The organism is Acidovorax sp. SRB_24 (genome assembly GCF_012931925.1).
The window spans coordinates 1-16,841 of record NZ_MWOM01000075.1 but is presented as its reverse complement, the minus strand read 5'-3'; the positions used below and the strand labels follow the sequence as shown (position 1 = coordinate 16,841).

18 protein-coding genes are annotated in these 16,841 nt (G+C 62.6%); 4 read left to right on the top strand and 14 right to left on the bottom strand.

The window, feature by feature from the left end:
- Positions 1–73 precede the first annotated feature (73 nt).
- From istB to B2J89_RS18300, 4 genes are all read right to left on the bottom strand, one after another.
- Positions 74–877 (bottom strand): IS21-like element ISThsp10 family helper ATPase IstB, encoded by an 804-nt coding sequence (gene istB, locus B2J89_RS18315; protein ID WP_169167868.1) that lies wholly within the window; start codon positions 875–877, stop codon positions 74–76.
- Positions 867–2,393, bottom strand: coding sequence for an IS21 family transposase (gene istA, locus B2J89_RS18310; RefSeq protein WP_169167869.1), 1,527 nt, complete (start codon positions 2,391–2,393; stop codon positions 867–869). Before istA ends, istB begins: the two co-directional genes overlap by 11 nt.
- Before the next feature lie 297 nt (positions 2,394–2,690).
- The gene (locus tag B2J89_RS18305) at positions 2,691–3,989 is read right to left on the bottom strand and encodes a Y-family DNA polymerase (RefSeq protein WP_169170385.1); all 1,299 of its coding nucleotides are present in this window, start codon (positions 3,987–3,989) and stop codon (positions 2,691–2,693) included.
- A gap of 27 nt (positions 3,990–4,016) precedes the next feature.
- Positions 4,017–4,466, bottom strand: a complete 450-nt coding sequence (locus B2J89_RS18300) for a LexA family transcriptional regulator (protein ID WP_169170384.1) — start codon at positions 4,464–4,466, stop codon at positions 4,017–4,019.
- 36 nt (positions 4,467–4,502) lie between these two features.
- Here B2J89_RS18300 and B2J89_RS18295 point away from each other — a divergent pair, with 36 nt between their 5' ends.
- Positions 4,503–5,258: an SOS response-associated peptidase gene (locus B2J89_RS18295; RefSeq protein WP_169170383.1), complete on the top strand. Its 756-nt coding sequence runs from the start codon at positions 4,503–4,505 to the stop codon at positions 5,256–5,258.
- Here the strand turns inward: B2J89_RS18295 and B2J89_RS18290 are convergent.
- Entirely contained in the window at positions 5,198–6,061 is an 864-nt protein-coding gene (locus B2J89_RS18290) for a DNA/RNA non-specific endonuclease (protein ID WP_169170382.1), read from the bottom strand. The two genes, B2J89_RS18295 and B2J89_RS18290, sit on opposite strands and share 61 nt — an antisense overlap.
- Positions 6,062–6,584: 523 nt before the next feature.
- Between B2J89_RS18290 and B2J89_RS18285 the strand changes: the two genes are divergently transcribed.
- Together B2J89_RS18285 and B2J89_RS18280 are read left to right on the top strand one after the other, a co-directional pair.
- Positions 6,585–8,300, top strand: a complete 1,716-nt coding sequence (locus tag B2J89_RS18285) for an Eco57I restriction-modification methylase domain-containing protein (protein ID WP_205763885.1) — start codon at positions 6,585–6,587, stop codon at positions 8,298–8,300.
- A 3-nt stretch (positions 8,301–8,303) separates the two neighbouring features.
- Entirely contained in the window at positions 8,304–9,074 is a 771-nt protein-coding gene (locus tag B2J89_RS18280; protein WP_169170381.1) for a PaeR7I family type II restriction endonuclease, read from the top strand.
- Between the two features lie 400 nt (positions 9,075–9,474).
- Here B2J89_RS18280 and B2J89_RS18275 read toward each other — a convergent pair whose 3' ends face one another.
- The 9 genes from B2J89_RS18275 to B2J89_RS18235 form a co-directional block, all read right to left on the bottom strand.
- Positions 9,475–10,218, bottom strand: a complete 744-nt coding sequence (locus tag B2J89_RS18275; RefSeq protein ID WP_169170380.1) for a helix-turn-helix domain-containing protein — start codon at positions 10,216–10,218, stop codon at positions 9,475–9,477.
- Positions 10,219–10,535: 317 nt separating this feature from the next.
- The gene (locus tag B2J89_RS18270) at positions 10,536–11,405 is read right to left on the bottom strand and encodes an ATP-binding protein (RefSeq protein ID WP_169170379.1); all 870 of its coding nucleotides are present in this window, start codon (positions 11,403–11,405) and stop codon (positions 10,536–10,538) included.
- Positions 11,386–12,381 (bottom strand): helix-turn-helix domain-containing protein, encoded by a 996-nt coding sequence (locus B2J89_RS18265; protein WP_169170378.1) that lies wholly within the window; start codon positions 12,379–12,381, stop codon positions 11,386–11,388. The genes B2J89_RS18270 and B2J89_RS18265 overlap by 20 nt, the downstream gene beginning before the upstream one ends.
- Positions 12,378–12,530: a hypothetical protein gene (locus tag B2J89_RS18260; protein ID WP_169170377.1), complete on the bottom strand. Its 153-nt coding sequence runs from the start codon at positions 12,528–12,530 to the stop codon at positions 12,378–12,380. Before B2J89_RS18260 ends, B2J89_RS18265 begins: the two co-directional genes overlap by 4 nt.
- 5 nt (positions 12,531–12,535) lie before the next feature.
- The gene (locus B2J89_RS18255; RefSeq protein ID WP_169170376.1) at positions 12,536–12,868 is read right to left on the bottom strand and encodes an AlpA family transcriptional regulator; all 333 of its coding nucleotides are present in this window, start codon (positions 12,866–12,868) and stop codon (positions 12,536–12,538) included.
- Positions 12,869–12,934: 66 nt separating this feature from the next.
- Positions 12,935–13,576 (bottom strand): hypothetical protein, encoded by a 642-nt coding sequence (locus B2J89_RS18250; RefSeq protein WP_169170375.1) that lies wholly within the window; start codon positions 13,574–13,576, stop codon positions 12,935–12,937.
- Positions 13,573–13,956 carry a hypothetical protein gene (locus B2J89_RS18245; RefSeq protein ID WP_169170374.1) on the bottom strand — a complete coding sequence of 128 codons (384 nt, stop codon included), beginning with the start codon at positions 13,954–13,956 and terminating at the stop codon, positions 13,573–13,575. Before B2J89_RS18245 ends, B2J89_RS18250 begins: the two co-directional genes overlap by 4 nt.
- A 26-nt stretch (positions 13,957–13,982) precedes the next feature.
- Positions 13,983–14,228 carry a hypothetical protein gene (locus B2J89_RS18240; RefSeq protein WP_169170373.1) on the bottom strand — a complete coding sequence of 82 codons (246 nt, stop codon included), beginning with the start codon at positions 14,226–14,228 and terminating at the stop codon, positions 13,983–13,985.
- A gap of 109 nt (positions 14,229–14,337) precedes the next feature.
- Positions 14,338–15,771, bottom strand: coding sequence for an integrase family protein (locus tag B2J89_RS18235; RefSeq protein ID WP_169170372.1), 1,434 nt, complete (start codon positions 15,769–15,771; stop codon positions 14,338–14,340).
- Positions 15,772–16,633: 862 nt separating this feature from the next.
- On the opposite strand from B2J89_RS18235, the gene B2J89_RS18230 reads away from it, so the two are divergent.
- The coding region (locus B2J89_RS18230) for a DUF202 domain-containing protein (RefSeq protein WP_169170371.1) at positions 16,634–16,841 on the top strand (208 nt) is incomplete at its 3' end.

The following is a 16,841-nucleotide window of genomic DNA, read 5'->3' as shown; positions in this document are numbered from 1 at the left end:
TGTTGATTTCCACGCAAACCTGACCCACCATTTCCATCGCGATCTGACCCACCCTTTTGCGTGAACTCGATGCTCACGTTGTGGATAAGTTCTTGGCTGTCTTCTCCTTCTTGGTGGTCTGTGGTGGTTGTTGTGCCGAGCTGTTCTTGAACCGGAAGCTATCGTTGCCGGTCTCCAGAATATGGCAGTGATGCGTGAGCCGGTCCAGCAGGGCCGTGGTCATCTTCGCGTCTCCGAACACACTGGCCCATTCGCTGAAGCTCAGGTTGGTGGTGATCACGACGCTGGTGCGCTCGTACAGTTTGGACAACAGATGGAACAGCAACGCGCCCCCTGAAGCACTGAACGGCAGGTAACCCAGTTCATCGAGGATCACCAAGTCAGCGTAGGCCAGGCGGTGGGCCAACTGTCCGCTCTTGCCGTTGGCCTTCTCCTCCTCCAATGCATTGACCAACTCCACGGTGGAGAAGAACCGCACCCTGCGACGATGGTGCTCAATGGCTTGCACCCCGAGGGCTGTGGCGATGTGGGTCTTGCCCGTACCCGGCCCACCCACCAGCACCACATTGTTAGCGTTCTCCAGGAACTCGCACCGATGCAACTGCCGCACCAGAGCTTCGTTCACCTCGCTGTGGCCGAAGTCAAAGCCAGCCAGGTCTCGGTACGCAGGGAACCTGGCCACCTTCAACTGGTAGGCCACCGAGCGCACTTCCCGCTCGGCGGTCTCAGCCTTGAGCAGCTGGGACAGGATCGGCTGGGCGGCCTCGAAGGCCGGAGCGCCTTGTTCGGCCAGTTCCGCAACAGCCTGGGCCATGCCATGCATCTTGAGCTCGCGCAGCATGATCACGATGGAAGCGATGGCAGGGTCATGACGCATAGCGCACCTCCCTCAATTGGTCGTAGCGAAGCACATTGGCCTGGGGTTCCACCGCCAGCTTGAGGGCCTGCGGCGATGTGACCGGTGCTGGAGCGGGCTTACCATCCAGCAGGCGGTGCAGCACGTTCAGGATGTGGGTCTTGCTGGCAGCTCCCGACTCCAGGGCCAGCTCCACTGCAGCGAGCACAGCCTGTTCGTCGTGGTGCAGCACCAGTGCCAGTACCTCCACCATCTCCCGGTCGCCGCCGGGTTGCTTGAGCAAGGTGGCCTGCAGTCGCTTGAAGGCCGCTGGCAGTTCCAGGAAGGGAGCTCCATTGCGCAAGGCGCCGGGCTTGCGCTGCAGCACTGCCAGGTAGTGGCGCCAGTCGTACACGGTCTGACCCGCACCATGGTGGTTACGCTCGATCAGGCGCTGGTGCTCGCACACGATCTGGCCTTCGGCGGCAATCACCAGGCGATCCGCGTAGACCCGCAGGCTCACCGGCCGATTGGCATACGGCGCCGGGACGCTGTAGCGATTGCGCTCGAAGTGGACCAGGCAGGTGGGCGAGACTCGCTTGGTGTGCTCCACAAAGCCATCGAAGGGCCGGGGCATCGGCATCAAGGCTGCCTTCTCTTGAGCCCAGACATCCGCGACGGTGCCCGGCAGCTTGCCGTGCTCGATCGCGTGCCACAGCGCCACGCAGCGCTCTTCAAGCCAGGCATTGAGATCGGGCAGGCTTGCGAATGGCGGCACCACCTGCCACAGGCGATGGCGGGCATCGCGCACGTTCTTCTCCACCTGGCCCTTCTCCCAGCCAGAAGCGGGGTTGCAGAACTCTGCCTCGAACAGGAAGTGGCTGACCATGGCCGCAAAGCGCGCATTAACGTCGCGCTCCTTGCCACGGCGCACCCGGTCTACGGCGGTGCGCATGTTGTCGTAGATGCCACGACGGGGCACGCCACCCAGGACTGCGAATGCATGGTTGTGGGCATCGAACAGCATCTCGTGCGTCTGCAGTGGGTAGGCGCGCAGGTAGAACGCTCGGCTGTGGCTGAGCTTGAAGTGGGCTACCTGCAGCTTGGTGCGCACGCCGGCGAGAAAAGCCCAGTCCTCGCTCCAGTCGAACTGGAAGGCCTCACCCGGGCCGAAGGCCAGGGGCACGAAGGTGCCGCGGCCAGTGGTCTGCTGGGCCAAAAGGCGCTGCTCGTGCCAGAGGCGGGCAAAGGCCGCAACGCGGTTGTAGGAGCCCGGATAGCCCAGGGCCTGCAGATCCACGTACATCTGCTTGACGGTGCGCCGCTGCTTGCGGGATCGGCCAGCTTCCGTCTTGAGCCAGCCGGCGAGCTTCAAGGCGAAGGGATCGAGCTTGGATGGACTGATCCGCTTGGCATAGTGCGGCTCGGCCTCGCCAGCGCGCAGGTACTTGCGGATGGTGTTGCGCGAGAGGCCCGTGCGGCGGGCGATCTCCCGGATGGACAGCTGCTCTCGCAGGGCCCAGCGCCTGATGACACTCAGTGTTGCCACGTCTATCACTCCTGGTCTCCTGCTGCTTAACAAAGCAGCAGGTTAGGGTTAGTACGTGGATCAGATTTAGATGGAAATCCTGGGGGTTAGTGGGTCACTTCTGCGTGGAAATCAACATACCGCTCCCTTGCTTGCAGAACGTGATCCCGATAGCGCGACCGGCTGCTTGATTCCGGCTCGATGCATTGCTCCCGCCTCTGAGCAGAAGTACGCCTGGGCCTACTGACCAGCCCGAAATCTGCAGGTGCGCCCGCAGGAAGCAAAGGTCAATCCGATGCCGTCAGCAGGCCCACCACACCAGTTCAATCAGGCTCTCGCTATCGGCACATCCTCCCACCGCGTCGTGTACTGCGGCGTGCGCCGCTCCTGCTTCATCGCCCAGTCCCTCGCCTTGTGGGTGCCCCCCGTGCTCGCTGAATGCACGGTGCCTTTGCCATACCGGCCGTTGAGCGCGTCGAGCGCCGCCATCAGATTGGTGCGGTCGCGCAGGTCTTCGCCATCGAGGTCGAGCTCGCGCTGCAGCACGCTCGCCGGCACCAGGTCCAGCAGCATCACCCCGGCCTTGGCCATCCGGTAGCCCGGCTCGTAGATGCGCCGCATGCCCAGGGTGGCGGCCCAGACCAGTTTGCCGGTGTCGGCCGTGGGGCGGCGCAGCGGCACGACCACCGACTTGTTGAACCTTGGGCCCGGTCGAAACGGCGACGTGTGCGCGAACACCAGCAGCTGGCTGGCCAGGCTCCCCTGCTTGCGCAGCTTTTCTGCCGCCCGGGAGGCGAACTCGCTCACGGCCTCGACAAGGGGCGGCAGCTCAGTGACGGCCTGGCCGAATGCCCGGGTGCAGGCAATCTCCTTCCTGGGCGCCGGCGCGTCGTCGAGCGCAATGCACTGCAGGCCTTGGAGCTCGCGCACGGTGCGCTCGAGCACCACACTCCAGCGCCTGCGCACCGTCGCCGGGTCCATGCGCATGAGGTCCAGCACGCTGTGCACGCCGCCTTCGTGCAGCTGCGCCGCAATCCTGCGGCCCACACCCCAGACTTCTTCCACCTGCGTGGCGGCCAGCACGTCGTCGAGGTCCTGGGCGGGCAACGCCGTGAGGTTGCAGACCTGCGCGAGGTCGGCCGGGTAGCTGCCAGGTTTGCGCTCGGCCGTTTTTGCGATGTGGTTGGCGAGCTTCGCGAGCGTCTTGGTCTGTCCGACACCCACGCAGCACGGGATGCCCACCCATTGGTGGATGCGGCTGCGGACATCGCGGCAGCGCTGGGTCAGGTCGCCGCGCAGCCCCTCTAGGCCAATGAAGCTCTCGTCGATGCTGTAGACCTCCTGGACCGGGCCGAGGCCCGCGGCCAGGCTCATCATGCGGTCACTCAGGTCGCCGTAGAGGGTGAAGTTTGCGCTCAGGGCCACCAGCCCTTCGGACTCCTGAAGGTGCTGCAACTGGTACCAGGGCGCACCCATTGGGATGCCCAAGGCTTTCGCTTCGTTGCTGCGCGCAATCGCGCAGCCGTCGTTGTTGCTGAGCACGATCACCGGCCGCGCGTTGAGGCTCGGCCTGAACACGCGCTCACACGAGACATAGAAGTTGTTGCCATCGACCAGGGCGTACATAGCGGTGCACTCGCAGGTGCCCTTGGGTCAGGACGTCGGAAAGAGCTTCACGCAGCCACTGACCACCCCCCAGACTTCGACGGTCTGGCTGTCGCGCGGGATGATGTCCGGGTAGGTCGGGTTGGCCGCTCGCAGCTTGATGCGGCCGCCGCGCTGGTAGAGGTACTTCACGGTGCACTCGCCGTCCACCAGGGCCACGACAATGCAGCCGTGTCTGGGTCGGATGGCGCGGTCCACCGCGATGATGCTGCCGTCCTCGATGCCGGCGTCGCGCATCGAGTCCCCGCGCACGCGCCAAAAAAACGTGGCCTGGGGGTGCTTCACCAAGAGCCGCATGATGTCCAGGCGCTCGACCACGAAGTCGTCGGCAGGAGACGGAAACCCCGCGCGCACCGTGATGCCACACAGCGGCAGCGCGAGCGCCTGCACCGCCGTATCAAACGGCACGGGCAGCGGGGAATCGAGAAGGCTGTACATATTTACAGTGTATCCGCCAACGGTCAGAATAATGCCATGTGCGTTTTTTACGACGTTCCAGGCCGCGAGCAACTGGTTCTCCACTTCGGGGACGTGCCCGAGGAGGAGTGGCGCGACAAGATGAGCCCGCTGTACCGCGGCCCGTTCCTGCGCGCCAAGGGCTCGGGGCGCGCGCTCGTGGTGGGGCAGTGGGGCATGATTCCCCCGCACTCCCCAACGCACATCCCGACGGCCCAGGACGGCAAGCGCCTGAGTACCGCCAACGCGCGGCGCGAGGGCATGGCCAAGGCGTGGACCTATGGCGGGCCCTGGCGCAAGGGGCAGCGCTGCATCATTCCGGCGCAAAGCTACGTCGAACCGTACTGGGGCACGGGCAAGCACATCGCCTGGCAGTTCTCTCGCGCGGACGGCGCGCCCTGGGGCCTGGCGGGCCTCTGGAGTGAATGGACTAACCCCGCCACGGGCGAGGTGCTGCCCAGCTACACCATGATTACGCAGAACTGCGACGACCACCCGCTGCTCAAGCGGATGCACCGGCCGGACCCCAGGCGCCCGCCGCACCTGCAGGACAAGCGCACCGTGGTGCCGCTGGAGAAAGGCGACTGGGATGCCTGGCTGCACGGCAGCGTTGAGCAGGCCGAGGCGCTGATTCAGGTGCCACCGCTAGAGCGGTTTGTGCATGGGCCGTTGGACCCGGCTGTCAGCGTGACGCTACCGGTTTCTTACCGAGTTCACCTCACTTCGACACCCGGCAGCAGCTCCATTCCGACGCGCCGCTCGAGTTCTCCATAGCTGATCGGCCGCCCGGCGCGCGCGTCCTCTGCATTGGGCTGCCAGTGTGCCCATGCCTTCTTCGTCTGCGCGTCGTAGACCAGCTTGAACAAGTGCGTGGGCACAGCGACTTGGTTGCTGCCAATGGCTGAACCGCCGGGCGCAAAAACGGGTCCCGTGATCACATATACATCCCCCTTGGCGCGCATCACGTAGTGCCGCGTGTCGGCTTCAATCTTGGCCCAGGGTCCGCTGTTTTGCTTCGCGTTCTGCGGGACCATGTTCGCAAGCGAAAAGCTCTGCGCCATCGCTGTGGCGTTGGGCATGTCGCCAGCGGGTGCCATGTGGCCGCGCGAGTAGCCCGAGCTCTTGTAGTCGCTGAGCTCTGCGCGCTCGGCCTTGGGCAAGCGTGCGTCGGCGAAAAACTTGTCGGTGCGCTGCTCGCCCTTGGCCGCCTCGATGCTTGCGCGGTTGAGCTTTTGGGCGACAAAGACCGGCGTGCGCGTGTTGCCGCTGTGAAGCACTGCGAACGCGTCGTAGCAGAGCTCGCGCAGCTTGGGCGCGCTCGGCGTTGCGGGAGCGACGCCGCCGGCAAAGAATTGCGGACAGTCCCTGAAACGGGTTGCCGCTGTGGCAGACGGCCGCTCCAGCGCTGGGAAGGACGGCAGCGACGGCGGCGCTGGCAGAAAGCCGCAGCTCGACGCCTGGAATGCAACGATGCCAGCGGCGCCAAGCCAGAGGACCGTGCGGCGGATGGTGCTGGCGATGCCGCTGGCTCGGCTGCGGCGGGTGGTGGACTTGCGGGGCTTCTTTTGCTTGGTCATCGGGGCGGGATGCTAACCGGCCCCAGAGGCAGTGACGGCATTGGTCTGCTACTCGCGGTGGCGCGCCGAAGCCACACATGCGGATGTCGCCATCGTCAAAGGCAACGATCAGGCAGAGCAGGGTATCGGCGCGCTTGCGCATTGGTGAACCGGCAGCAGGTCAATACCGGCGCTGCGCGCGTGCCTAAGCGGCCGATGTTCGTCAAACCAACTCTTTACTCACCGCGGCGTGCGCACGCTGGGTTTGTGTCGCCGGCAACGTGACGGATAAGTCGATGTCGGCCGACGGGGGGATTTGAGTGAAGGTTGACCGCCTCTGCGCTGTGTGTGAGCGCAAGTTCCCATCGAGCCCATGCGGATCGAGCCTTGGCGCAGCTGCGCGACGAGTCAGTCGCCATCAACGCGCCCATCCTGCACACCGAGCTCCTCGGTGAAGCCGCGCATGCGGTGACCTTGGGCGGCCTAAGAGGCCGAGACATCGACGGCCGCCGGGGATAATGAGACCTTCGCTCCCAAGGTACCCATGGCTCACTCAGAACTTTTCCTCGACCAACCTGGCCTCCCGGGCATGTGCTCGGTAACGGACGCGGTGAACGAGCTGGCCCATGGCTCACGTGTGGAAGAGCGCGGAGCGATCTTTACCCGGCCAGAGGTGGTGGAGTTCATCCTCGACCTTGTCGGCTACTCGGCATCCAGCTCGCTCTACAAGAAATCGCTGCTGGAGCCGTCGTTCGGCCACGGCGAGTTCCTCTTCGCGGCCATTTCGCGGCTCATGGCGGCTTGCAAGACCGCACGCAAGCGTGGCACAGCTTTGCCTCCGCTCGATGGGTGCATCCGGGCTGTCGAGCTCCATGCGAGCTCGTTCGACCAGACACGCGAAGCGGTGATGAAACTTCTGACGGACAACGAGGTGGAACCCAAAGAGGCGGCGCGGCTGGCTGACAAGTGGCTGGTGCAAGGGGACTTCTTGCTGGCGCAGCTGCCAGAGGGCTTCGACTTCGTGATCGGCAACCCGCCCTATGTCCGGCAGGAGCTGATCCCGGCCGCGCTCTTGAAGGAATACCGCCGACTCTACGCGACACTCTACGACCGCGCCGACCTCTACATCCCGTTCATCGAGCGCAGCTTGCGCCTGTTGAACGAGGGCGGGAAGTTTTCCTTCATCTGCGCCGATCGCTGGACGAAGAACAAGTATGGCGGCCCGCTGCGGGCGATGGTTGCGCGAGACTTCCACCTTCAAGCCTACGTCGACATGGTCGACACGCCGGCCTTCCACGTAGAAGTGGTCGCCTATCCCTCAATCACCGTCATCGAGAGGGCAGCGTCGGGATCGACTCTGGTCGCAGCGCGCCCGAAGGTAGAGCGGACCTACCTGAGAGAGCTGGCCAAAGCATTGCGCGGTGAAACAAAGGTGCTGCCTGCGACGGTACATCGCCTCGATGGCGTCGCCAAGGGCGACGAGCCGTGGGTGCTGCAATTCTCCAACTCCACTGACTTGGTGCGTCGCATCGAAGCAAACTTCCCGGCCTTGGAGGAGACAGGGTGCAAGGTAGGTATCGGGGTGGCTACCGGAGCTGACAAGGTCTACGTCGCGAAGTTCGAGGAACTCGACATCGAGCCGAGCCGAAAGCTGCCTCTGGCAATGACGCGAGACATTGTGTCTGGGCATGTGGACTGGCGTGGCTACGGCGTCGTCAACCCGTTCACCGACGAAGGCTCGCTGGTCGACCTCAAAGACTTTCCCAGGCTCGCGGCCTATCTCGAATTGCACCGCCCGGCGATATCGAACAGGCATGTGGCCAAGCGCGACGAGAAGCGTTGGTATCGCACGATCGACAGGATCACGCCATCGCTCGCGAGCCGGCCGAAGTTACTCATTCCCGATATCAAGGGCGACGCACAGGTTGTCTTCGAGGAAGGCAAGCTCTACCCACACCACAACCTTTACTACTTGGTGTCGGATGCTTGGGAATTGAAGGCGCTGCAAGCTGTGTTGCTCTCCGGCCTCACGCGGCTGTTCATCGCGACTTACTCTACTAAGATGCGCGGGGGGTTCCTGCGCTTCCAGGCCCAATATCTTCGTCGCATCAGGCTGCCCCAATGGGAGCGCGTGCCAAGCGCGTTGCGCGCGAAGCTCGCCAAGGCCGCGGAGGCACTCGACGTTTCCGCGTGCAACGAGGCGGTATCGGAGCTCTACGGGCTGACGCCAGAGGAGAAGAAAATCATCACAGGGAGTTGAGCCATGGCGCTCGAATTGGAAAATTACAGGGAACAGGCCCGAGACGCTATCAAGGCGTTCTGGGGCAACCGGGAGGCGGCCCAGCGCAAGCAAAAGGAGACGGGGAGCATCGACGCTGGTACGCGCGGCGCGGTGATCGGCGGAAAGAACCTCGACGGGTTCGTCGCGCTGATTCAGAGTCTTGTGCACGCCAACGGCCTCAGCCACGCTGAGATCCATGTCAGCAAGGGGTTGGTGGTGCTTCCGGGATATTTCCGTCCCACGAAACAGTGGGATCTGCTGATCATGAGCGGGAAGCGGCTAATTGCGGCGCTCGAATTCAAGTCTCAGGTCGGAAGCTTCGGGAACAACTACAACAACCGGACAGAAGAGGCCATTGGCACAGCCCACTGTCTCTGGACGGCCTACCGCGACGGCGCTCTCGGCTCAGAGCCGCAGCCTTTCCTTGGCTGGCTCATGGTGGTGGAGGACGCCGACGAGTCCCGCGCGCCCGTGCGCAATGACCAGCCCCATTTCAAGGTGTTCCCCGAATTCGAGGGCGCGTCATATTTGAAGCGCTACGACCTGCTCTGCCAGAAGCTGGTAAGGGAGAAGCTCTATTCGGCCACCGCGCTGCTGGCGACTCCGTCGACCGCGGCGAACACGGGCGAATATAGGGAGCTTTCCACGCTTTCCAGCCTCGACAACTTTGTCACCTCGTTCGCGGGCCACATCGCCGCGGAAGCGGCGAGGTCGCCCGCCCCTCCCAAGTCGACAGGCGGCAGTCTTTTCTGATCGCTTCGCTGGTGGCGGCGAAGACGGAATCGCCCTGACGGCGTGGGGCGGAACGCCGCCGCCTATATCCCTTGAACTTCATCGCGTCGGAACGACGCCTCCCTTGCAAGCGGCTCGCACCGCCGCGCGAGGGCTCAACGGAGATTGTTGCGTGGCTCTGAATGTGGCGGATTACGAGGCGTGCGTTCGCACGGCCGTCTTGGAGTTTTGGAGCGAGCGCGCAAAGGCGCTCGCGAAGAACGACCGCACCCGCTGCAGCGCCGACCTTCAAGTCGATTCTGCAGATGTCCGCGTTGGGTCTATTCCGACTGGTCACGTCGCCGGACTGCGTTATCACGAAATGGGTTGACCGATCATTTATGACCGGAATACGCACCATGCCCTCTGCAAAGCCGAAGAATCAGGTGCGCTGTACGATCTGCACGGGCCGCCCTTTCACCCTCGCCGCAGTCAAGGCCACACGAAGGGATGCATCGAATTCAAGATGGCGCTTAAGCGATGCACGCGCGGTCTCCACGTTGTCACCCAGGCGGCGGGTGGCATGGGCGAGCGGCGCACCGGCGGGCATGTCAATGAATGCATCTTCATTCGCTGCTTGGAATTTAACGAATGCGTCCACGGCCTGGTCGGCGCTGTCTACAAGTTGCGCCACGCACACTGGGTTTTCATGGGCGTGATGTTCTTCGAACGTGTCGGACAGCGCACCCACCACCGCGTCAAGTTGGCCGCGAACCGCGCGCAGCAGGGCCGCCTTGCGTGCGAGCTTGGGGTCGAAATCTGGCTCATCGCTGAGGCCCAGCAACCAATCCGAGCTGACCGCCAGGGCCTTGCAGACAGAGACCAAAAATGTCATGTTGGGTATGCGCCGACCGGTCTCTACCTGGCTGAGATGGGCGGAATTTTCGTAGCCGAGGCGTTTTGCAAGCTCAAACTGCGGGATGCCATTGAGCTCGCGGGCTGCCACTATCCGTGGTCCGACAACGCTGGTGGCAAGCCCCCGGTCGGGACTCAGGTGGGTCGGAGCCGTTAGGGCGTCGTCTTCATCATTTTCGGTCTCGGCGGGCTGGACCATCACCTGGGCGCGGATGCTGGCACCTTCATCAACATCGTGGGCTGTCTCTGCAGTGTGGTCGGGCCTCAGCATGGTGAACCACCTTTCATGAGGGTCAAAACCGGGCGGTCGATCATGTACGTTCCCGCCTCAAACTCCTCACGAGATTGATGTATATGGCAGCATAGTCCTGGCCCCGCAGGATAAACCAGGTCCATGCACGGGCCACCGACCTCGGCATCCCATTTCTGGGTGGAGACGGGAGCAAAGTGAGTGCAGTTATCGCACGTGCGACTGACGTGAATGCGCTGCTCCACAGGCTCGCTGCGCTGACCATTCGCGCTGATGAAGTAGGTCTGAAGGGTGCGATGGGTCGCAGTCATTTGTTGTCCTCGTTTGGTGGATTTGACTCAGGCGGTGCGGGCGCGTTCGACGGCGAACTGCTTGCTTGCCGTCGGGCGGTAGGAAGTCCAGTCGAACGTGACCCAGCGCGCCGTCTCGGTCAGGCGGTCGTAAACGCGCTCGCCGACGAAATCCTTGAATCTGGCACGGTCCAAATTCGTCAGCAGGACGGTCGGCCGCATGTCGCGATAGCGGCGGTCGAGAACGTCGAATATCAGCTCTTGCTCGTTGTCAGTGCCGCCACTCACGCCGACCTCATCGAGCACGAGCAGATCGACAGAGCTAAGCTCACGCAGCACATCCACTTCGGTGCGTTCGGAGTCGCGACTCCAAGTGGCACGAACCGCGCGGATCATCCCTGCGCAGGTGATGTACAGGCCCACGTGGGCCGGCATGATGCTTTGCAGGATCGCGGTCGCCAGATGAGACTTGCCCGTTCCTGGCAGGCCGCTCAGCACGAGGCCATCTCCACGCTTGGCGTGGTGCGTAAAGTTGCTGGCGAATTCGCGGGCGAAGCTCAGTGCGCGCTGCTGTTCCGGCGTTTCGGCGACAAAGTTGTCGAGGCTGCGTTCCATGAAGCGTTTTGGGATTGCCGCTTGGTCGAGCATGGCTTCAAGGTGAGCCCGCGCGCGCTTGGCTTGCTCCTGAGCTTCGGCGTGCCGCTGGGCGGCGAGGCGGGCCTCTTCGCAGTCAGGGCAGGGAGTCCAAATTTCTTTAATTCCGAGGAAGTGCACGCCGCTGCTGCGGTACGCGCCGTGATCGGCACATTCCATGGCGCGCTCGCCGAGGAGCTCCCTTAGCGGTTTCGTGGCGGCCGCTTCGGCGCCGATCAAGCGCGCTAGATCGCGCCCCGAGTCTTTAGACGAACGATCCGTCATGATTGATTCCTTCGCGATAGTCGAGAGTGCCGAAGCCGGAGTGCTTGCTGGCGGATTTGGTGGTGGTGCGGTCATCACGGCGAACCCAAGCGGCGTCAAAGCCAGTCCAGCCCCGCGTGCAGCACAATGTCAACGCCTCGTTGAGTGAGAATCTGACCTTTGCAGCTTCGGCGACGATGGCGGTCAAGGCTGTCCGCGTGATCGGTGCCTTCTTTTTGGCGCGAAGGGCTACCCAGTCCCGCCAAACCTGCTCGTCGACACCAGTACGCAGATCAGCGAGATCGACATCGACCGTCGACGCTTTGCGCGCACGCGTCTTCTCACTGGGTTCAATGATGGTTAATTGATGGTTATTGGTGGTTTGGGTCGCATGGGCGCTACCCGTGTGCCGCATGGGTGCGACCCCATCGCCGCATCCATGCGACCCCTGCGTCGCATCGGTACTACCCGTCGCGCGTGCGCCACCCGTCGCGCTGGCGCTACTCGTCATGTCGGCGTCAGGGGTGACATTCGCGCTACCCGCTGCATCCGTGCTGCCCGTGGCGTCGGTATGAGAGGTCGCATCGATGCTGGCCGCTTCATCGGCGCTATCCGTCAATTCCACCTCACGGGTCGCGTGCGTGCTACCCGTTGCATCGGTGCTACGGGTTGCGCCAGTGCTACGGGTCGCATCAGTGCTGCCCGTGGCGAACGGGTTGGAGAGGCGCTCGACGTGAAGGCGGTAGTGCGGTACCACGCCGCGTGCGCCGCCGCTTGCGTTCGCCGTCACCGACAGCAGCCCGGCATCGACAAGCGCATGCACGTGGCGCTGCGCTTGAGAGCGAGAGATGCCGCAGTCGCGCGCGATAGCGGCCATACCCACAAACAAGCTGCCTCCGGTGTCGTTGCAGTGGTCTGCCAGCTTGAGGGCGACGAGCTTTCGGCCGGCCGGCTGAATCTCGGTTGCCCATACACGTTTCATCGCGCGGATGCTCATTGATGGTCAGCGACCTGCGCCAGGAAGCCGCGTGCGTGTTCAAAATTGTCCAGATGAACAATCTGGCCGTGGTGGATCGTGTGCAAGGGCTTCTCGGCCGGGTGTGCAAGCGCTACGGCGGATTTTTCTTGAGCGGAGGTGATGGCCATCTCCCTTACTCAACCGACCCGGCCAGATAAGCGCGGATGGAATCCGATTTCCAGCGAGAGCAACGTGCGCCGAGCTTCAACGGTGCTGGGAATTTGCCCGCCTTGATGTGGTCGTAAATTGCCGAGCGCTTTAGGCCGACGAGCACCTCCACGGTGCCGATGCGCAGATGCGCACCGGTGACGTTGAGCGTTTCCAGCGGTTGCAGGAGGCGCTGCTTGCGCGGGCGGTGCTCTGCGCGCACAAGCTTGTCGGCGTCCGTGATCTGTTCAACGCTGTGGCCGAGCGTGCTGTCTGGTTGGTTGTGCGAAGTGGCTTGAATGGGTGGTTTTTGCTTCATGCCGTCATGATCTGCGGCTGAAACTACATCACTCAGGCCAGTTTTCCAAGAAAACGTGAACGTGAATCAGGCAGTCCGGAGGCCGATCAAGTCGCCGTTGAGCTCCTGGATCAGGTCACTGAAAATCATCCGCTTCAGTACGCCGTATGCGCCCGTTTTGCTCGCACCGACTTGCATCAAATGCTCTCTCATGGCCTCGCGCGTGGCGGTGCCGCCAGCGGCTTGCAGAAATGCCTGGACGGTCCTCTGGTGCTTGCCACCTCTGCCTGTTGGAACGGCCGGTTCCGGGGTCTTTGTCGTATGTGCTGGCGCCGGCTTCTGCGCAATCTGGCGGGGCTTGGATGCCTTGGCGATAGGTTCGTACGCACCCTCTGTCATCACGTCGTAATGCGGATCGGGAACGTACGACCACCGCCCTTCGATCTCATCCAGCACGTCTTCCAGTCGTTTTACGGGATCGTCGCAAGCCAACGTGACGCCGATTGCCGTGCTAACTATTTCCTCCGCCTCATGGAACGCTTGATCCCATCCGCGCTGAGCCGCCTTTTCCAGATTCGTCTCTATTTCATTACCGACCTCGGCCGCCTCCTGCTCATCGAAGTAATCCTCGACAGCCGTCGCCAATCGTCGTAGCAGGGAGGTTGAATCGGCGTCGGCGTGATAGGCGCGCCGCAACAACTCGGTGAGTTCATCAGGAATGGAAATCATGAGCGTCGGACCTTCGCGATTGCCGCTTCGGCGGCGGGTCCGGCAAACACGGCCGCAGCTTCGTCGATAGCTGCGTCGCCGTATGAATCGACCGCCTTCTTGAATAAGGCCATCAACTCGACATCACCTCCGTGGCGCGCACGGATGGCTTCTAGCCGCTCGGATATGCCGCTGGCAAGGTAGTCCACGCCACCGTCTCCGACGGCTCGTAGGTAGGCCAGCTCAGCCGCCCGAGGGTCGCTGTCGAGTCTTGCGGTGTGCACCGAAGCCGCGTTGGCTGCAAGGCGCTGTAGGCCGGGCTTTCCGCGAAATATCACCCGAGCAATCGCCAGCCGCGCGAACACCGTCGTATCATCGAGACCGGCGGCGATGCGCAACATGGCGAAAACGTCGTACCCTGCGGCCATTACTGGACAGTCGTGCTCGGCGGCGGGTCGTCGGACAAGGCTTCAGCGATCTTCTTGATCCGCTCCAAAGTCGCTTTTAAGCCTGCAAACAACGGCTGCGTGTCGTTGGCGATCCGATCCTCTGTGACCTCCATCCATGCCAGAGCGTCGTACGCGAGGCAAGCGATTCGATCCACGTCTTCGCGCATTTGCGGCGCGGTGACGTTGAACTCTGGCAGATTGACGATTGCTTGTTCAGTCTTCATTTCAGGGTGCTCCATTGAATTGTTCGAGCGCACGGCCGATTTATTCGGTCGCATCACAGCGGTCTTAGACACTGCCCCCGCTTGCACGAGGCGCTACGCTCCTGAGCGCTCATGCTGCCTTCAGCGGAACGACATTGCTGCCAGCCGCCGAGCCGATGCACAGATCGCTCAGAAAGTCATTCCAGGCGCGCATTGCGGCGCGCTTGGTGTCAAGGTGCTGGCCCTTGTCGTAGTGGCGGTCTTGCACGCCCGTCAAGCCATGGCTCAGGAGCTGCGCCCTGGTGTCCTTGGATATCCGCAACGTTTCGGCCAGCATGGTTTCAATCGTCCGCCGGATGTCGCCCCCCCTGAAAGGCGACTGCGCTTGCTCGGCATGCACCATGGCGATTGCAATATCTTGCACCGTGCTCGAAAGCGTCGCTGCCGCCACCGGCCCACTGCCGCGACTTGCGAAGAGTAGGGCCGTCGTATCGCCGTTCTCAATGGGGTTGATCGTCCGAAGTTCATCGAAAATTTCGGCGACCTCTGGCAAAAGCGGAAGAACGTGAGGACGCGGCTGGCTCCGGCGACCCTTGGGATCGAGCAGGACGAAGGTATCGGCGCTGATATCCGCATGGCGGAGCCGGAGCAATTGCTGGAAGCGCTGGCCAGCAGAGGCGATCTGCAACTGTAGCGCGAGCCTAGTCAACGTCGAGGGCAGGGCGGCGATGTGCGCGAGGTAGTGACGCAGCTCTTCGATAGACAGCACCCGTTCACCGGGCCGGTTGAACGTCGCTGCCATCTTGCCGGCAGGCACAGCGGCAGCAGCGTTGTACGTGAGGCCGAAGCCGGCGGCACCGGCCGGAGCCATTGGGTCGGTAGCGGCGCCCAGCGCGAGCTTGAATGCCGCAGACGCGTAGCTGCGCAGCTTGAGCGCCGTTCGGCCGCGCTTCACTTCAACGTCTGCGCCAACCAGCCTAGCCAAGATGCGCGAGAAGTGTTCTGGCGTGATTTGCGCAGCCGGCATGGCTGAGAGGTCGGGAAATGCAATCTCGACGTGGTTCTTGAAGATGTTCTCCACATCAGAGGCCGTGCGGTCCTTTCCCTTGGCTTGGAGTGCGGCGACATAAGCGTTGAGCATTGCCTTCAGCGTCTTCTCGCTTGCATCTCGAACCTTGGCGACCGTCGCGGCTTGCTGGGCCTTGCGCTCGGCGCGGTCGATTTCACGCTGGGCGGCAGGGTCTTCGCCGGCTGCGATGCTTGCCTGAAGCCGCGCGGCCTCAGCCCGAGCCTGAGGCAGTGTCAGGCAGTTCTGGGCTTCATTCACGCTGTAGCGTCCGATGGATTGTCGGGTTGCCTTGCCATCGCGATTCCACTCGAACACCCATTCAGACACCACGCCGCCGGCCGTGAGGCGCTTGCGAATCTTGAGACTGCCGGCGCCTGGGCGGATGGCGCCGTCTGCCAACATTCGGCCCGGCTTGAGCGCGCTGATAGCCGTGGTGGTCAGCGGTTTGGGTGCGGTCCGGCGAACCGTCAGTTGGATGTTTATGTCACGATTCATGTCACGATACGTCGTCGGTTTTTGGCACATCAAATCATACGCCAACGGACAAAGTATTGCGCTAAGTGATTATCGTATATGGAAATAATTGAACGTATCGTGACAAAAATGGACGTTCTCGGATGATACGAAACCTGCCTTTTAATCCGTTTGTCGTGGGTTCGACCCCCGCACGTCCCACCAAGATTAACAAGACGCAAGTGCTTGATTTCAAAGGCCTTCTCACGGGGGTCTTTGTTTTTTCGGCGTCGGACGCGGCTTTGATAGCACTGAGCTGCCGCGAGCGCTTACTCGCCGCAGCGAGGGCCGTTGCGCTTTCCAGTGTGCCGGTGTGGCCTGCAAAGGGCTAAAACCGGTCTCTGCACCCGTCATCCCATGTTGGAGATGACGAATGAGCGTTATGAAGAATGGAAGAGGGCCCTTGCGCGCCGGTGTCCTGCAGGGCTGCCTCAACGGCGGAGGTGCGGCATGGCGAAGCAACCCAAGCCTTTCCATACCGAGGCCGTTGGCGGGTCCAAGTGAGTCATCATTAATGGCGCGCGTCTCTTGCAGAGATTTTGACAGACACGCTGACGCCGTGCGGTGGGCTGTCGAGCAGCTCGCCAATGCCAATAGCGCGCATGCGCCGCAGCTTGGAGGGCCCAAGAAAGCCACGTTAGCGCAGGCGTTGGTCCATTACGCAGAGCACTACAGCGTCCTGAAAGGCGGTGTGGTTGCCGAACTCAAACGTATCAACGGAGCACCATAGCCATCCCTCTGATTGCTGCGATCACGCTGGGTATTGGCGTGGTAGTTGCACGGCTGCTCGTTGCGCAGGTACGAATTGTCATGACGCCTCTCGCGGCCGCCGTGGGACCCGGGGTTGCAGGCTGAGCGAACAGCTTTGGCGTGGAACCGCACTGGATTGGCCGTGCTGGCCAACGCATTGCTGGCACTGCGCTCGGGTTGGTCGAGCAGGGATATGTCCATCACCATCCTGGCCTTGGCGTTGCTGGTGGTATCGGATGCCGCTATTTTCTATGGCGCATGGCGTTGTCGGGAACTGTTGAGCGGTCAGGACAAGATTCCAC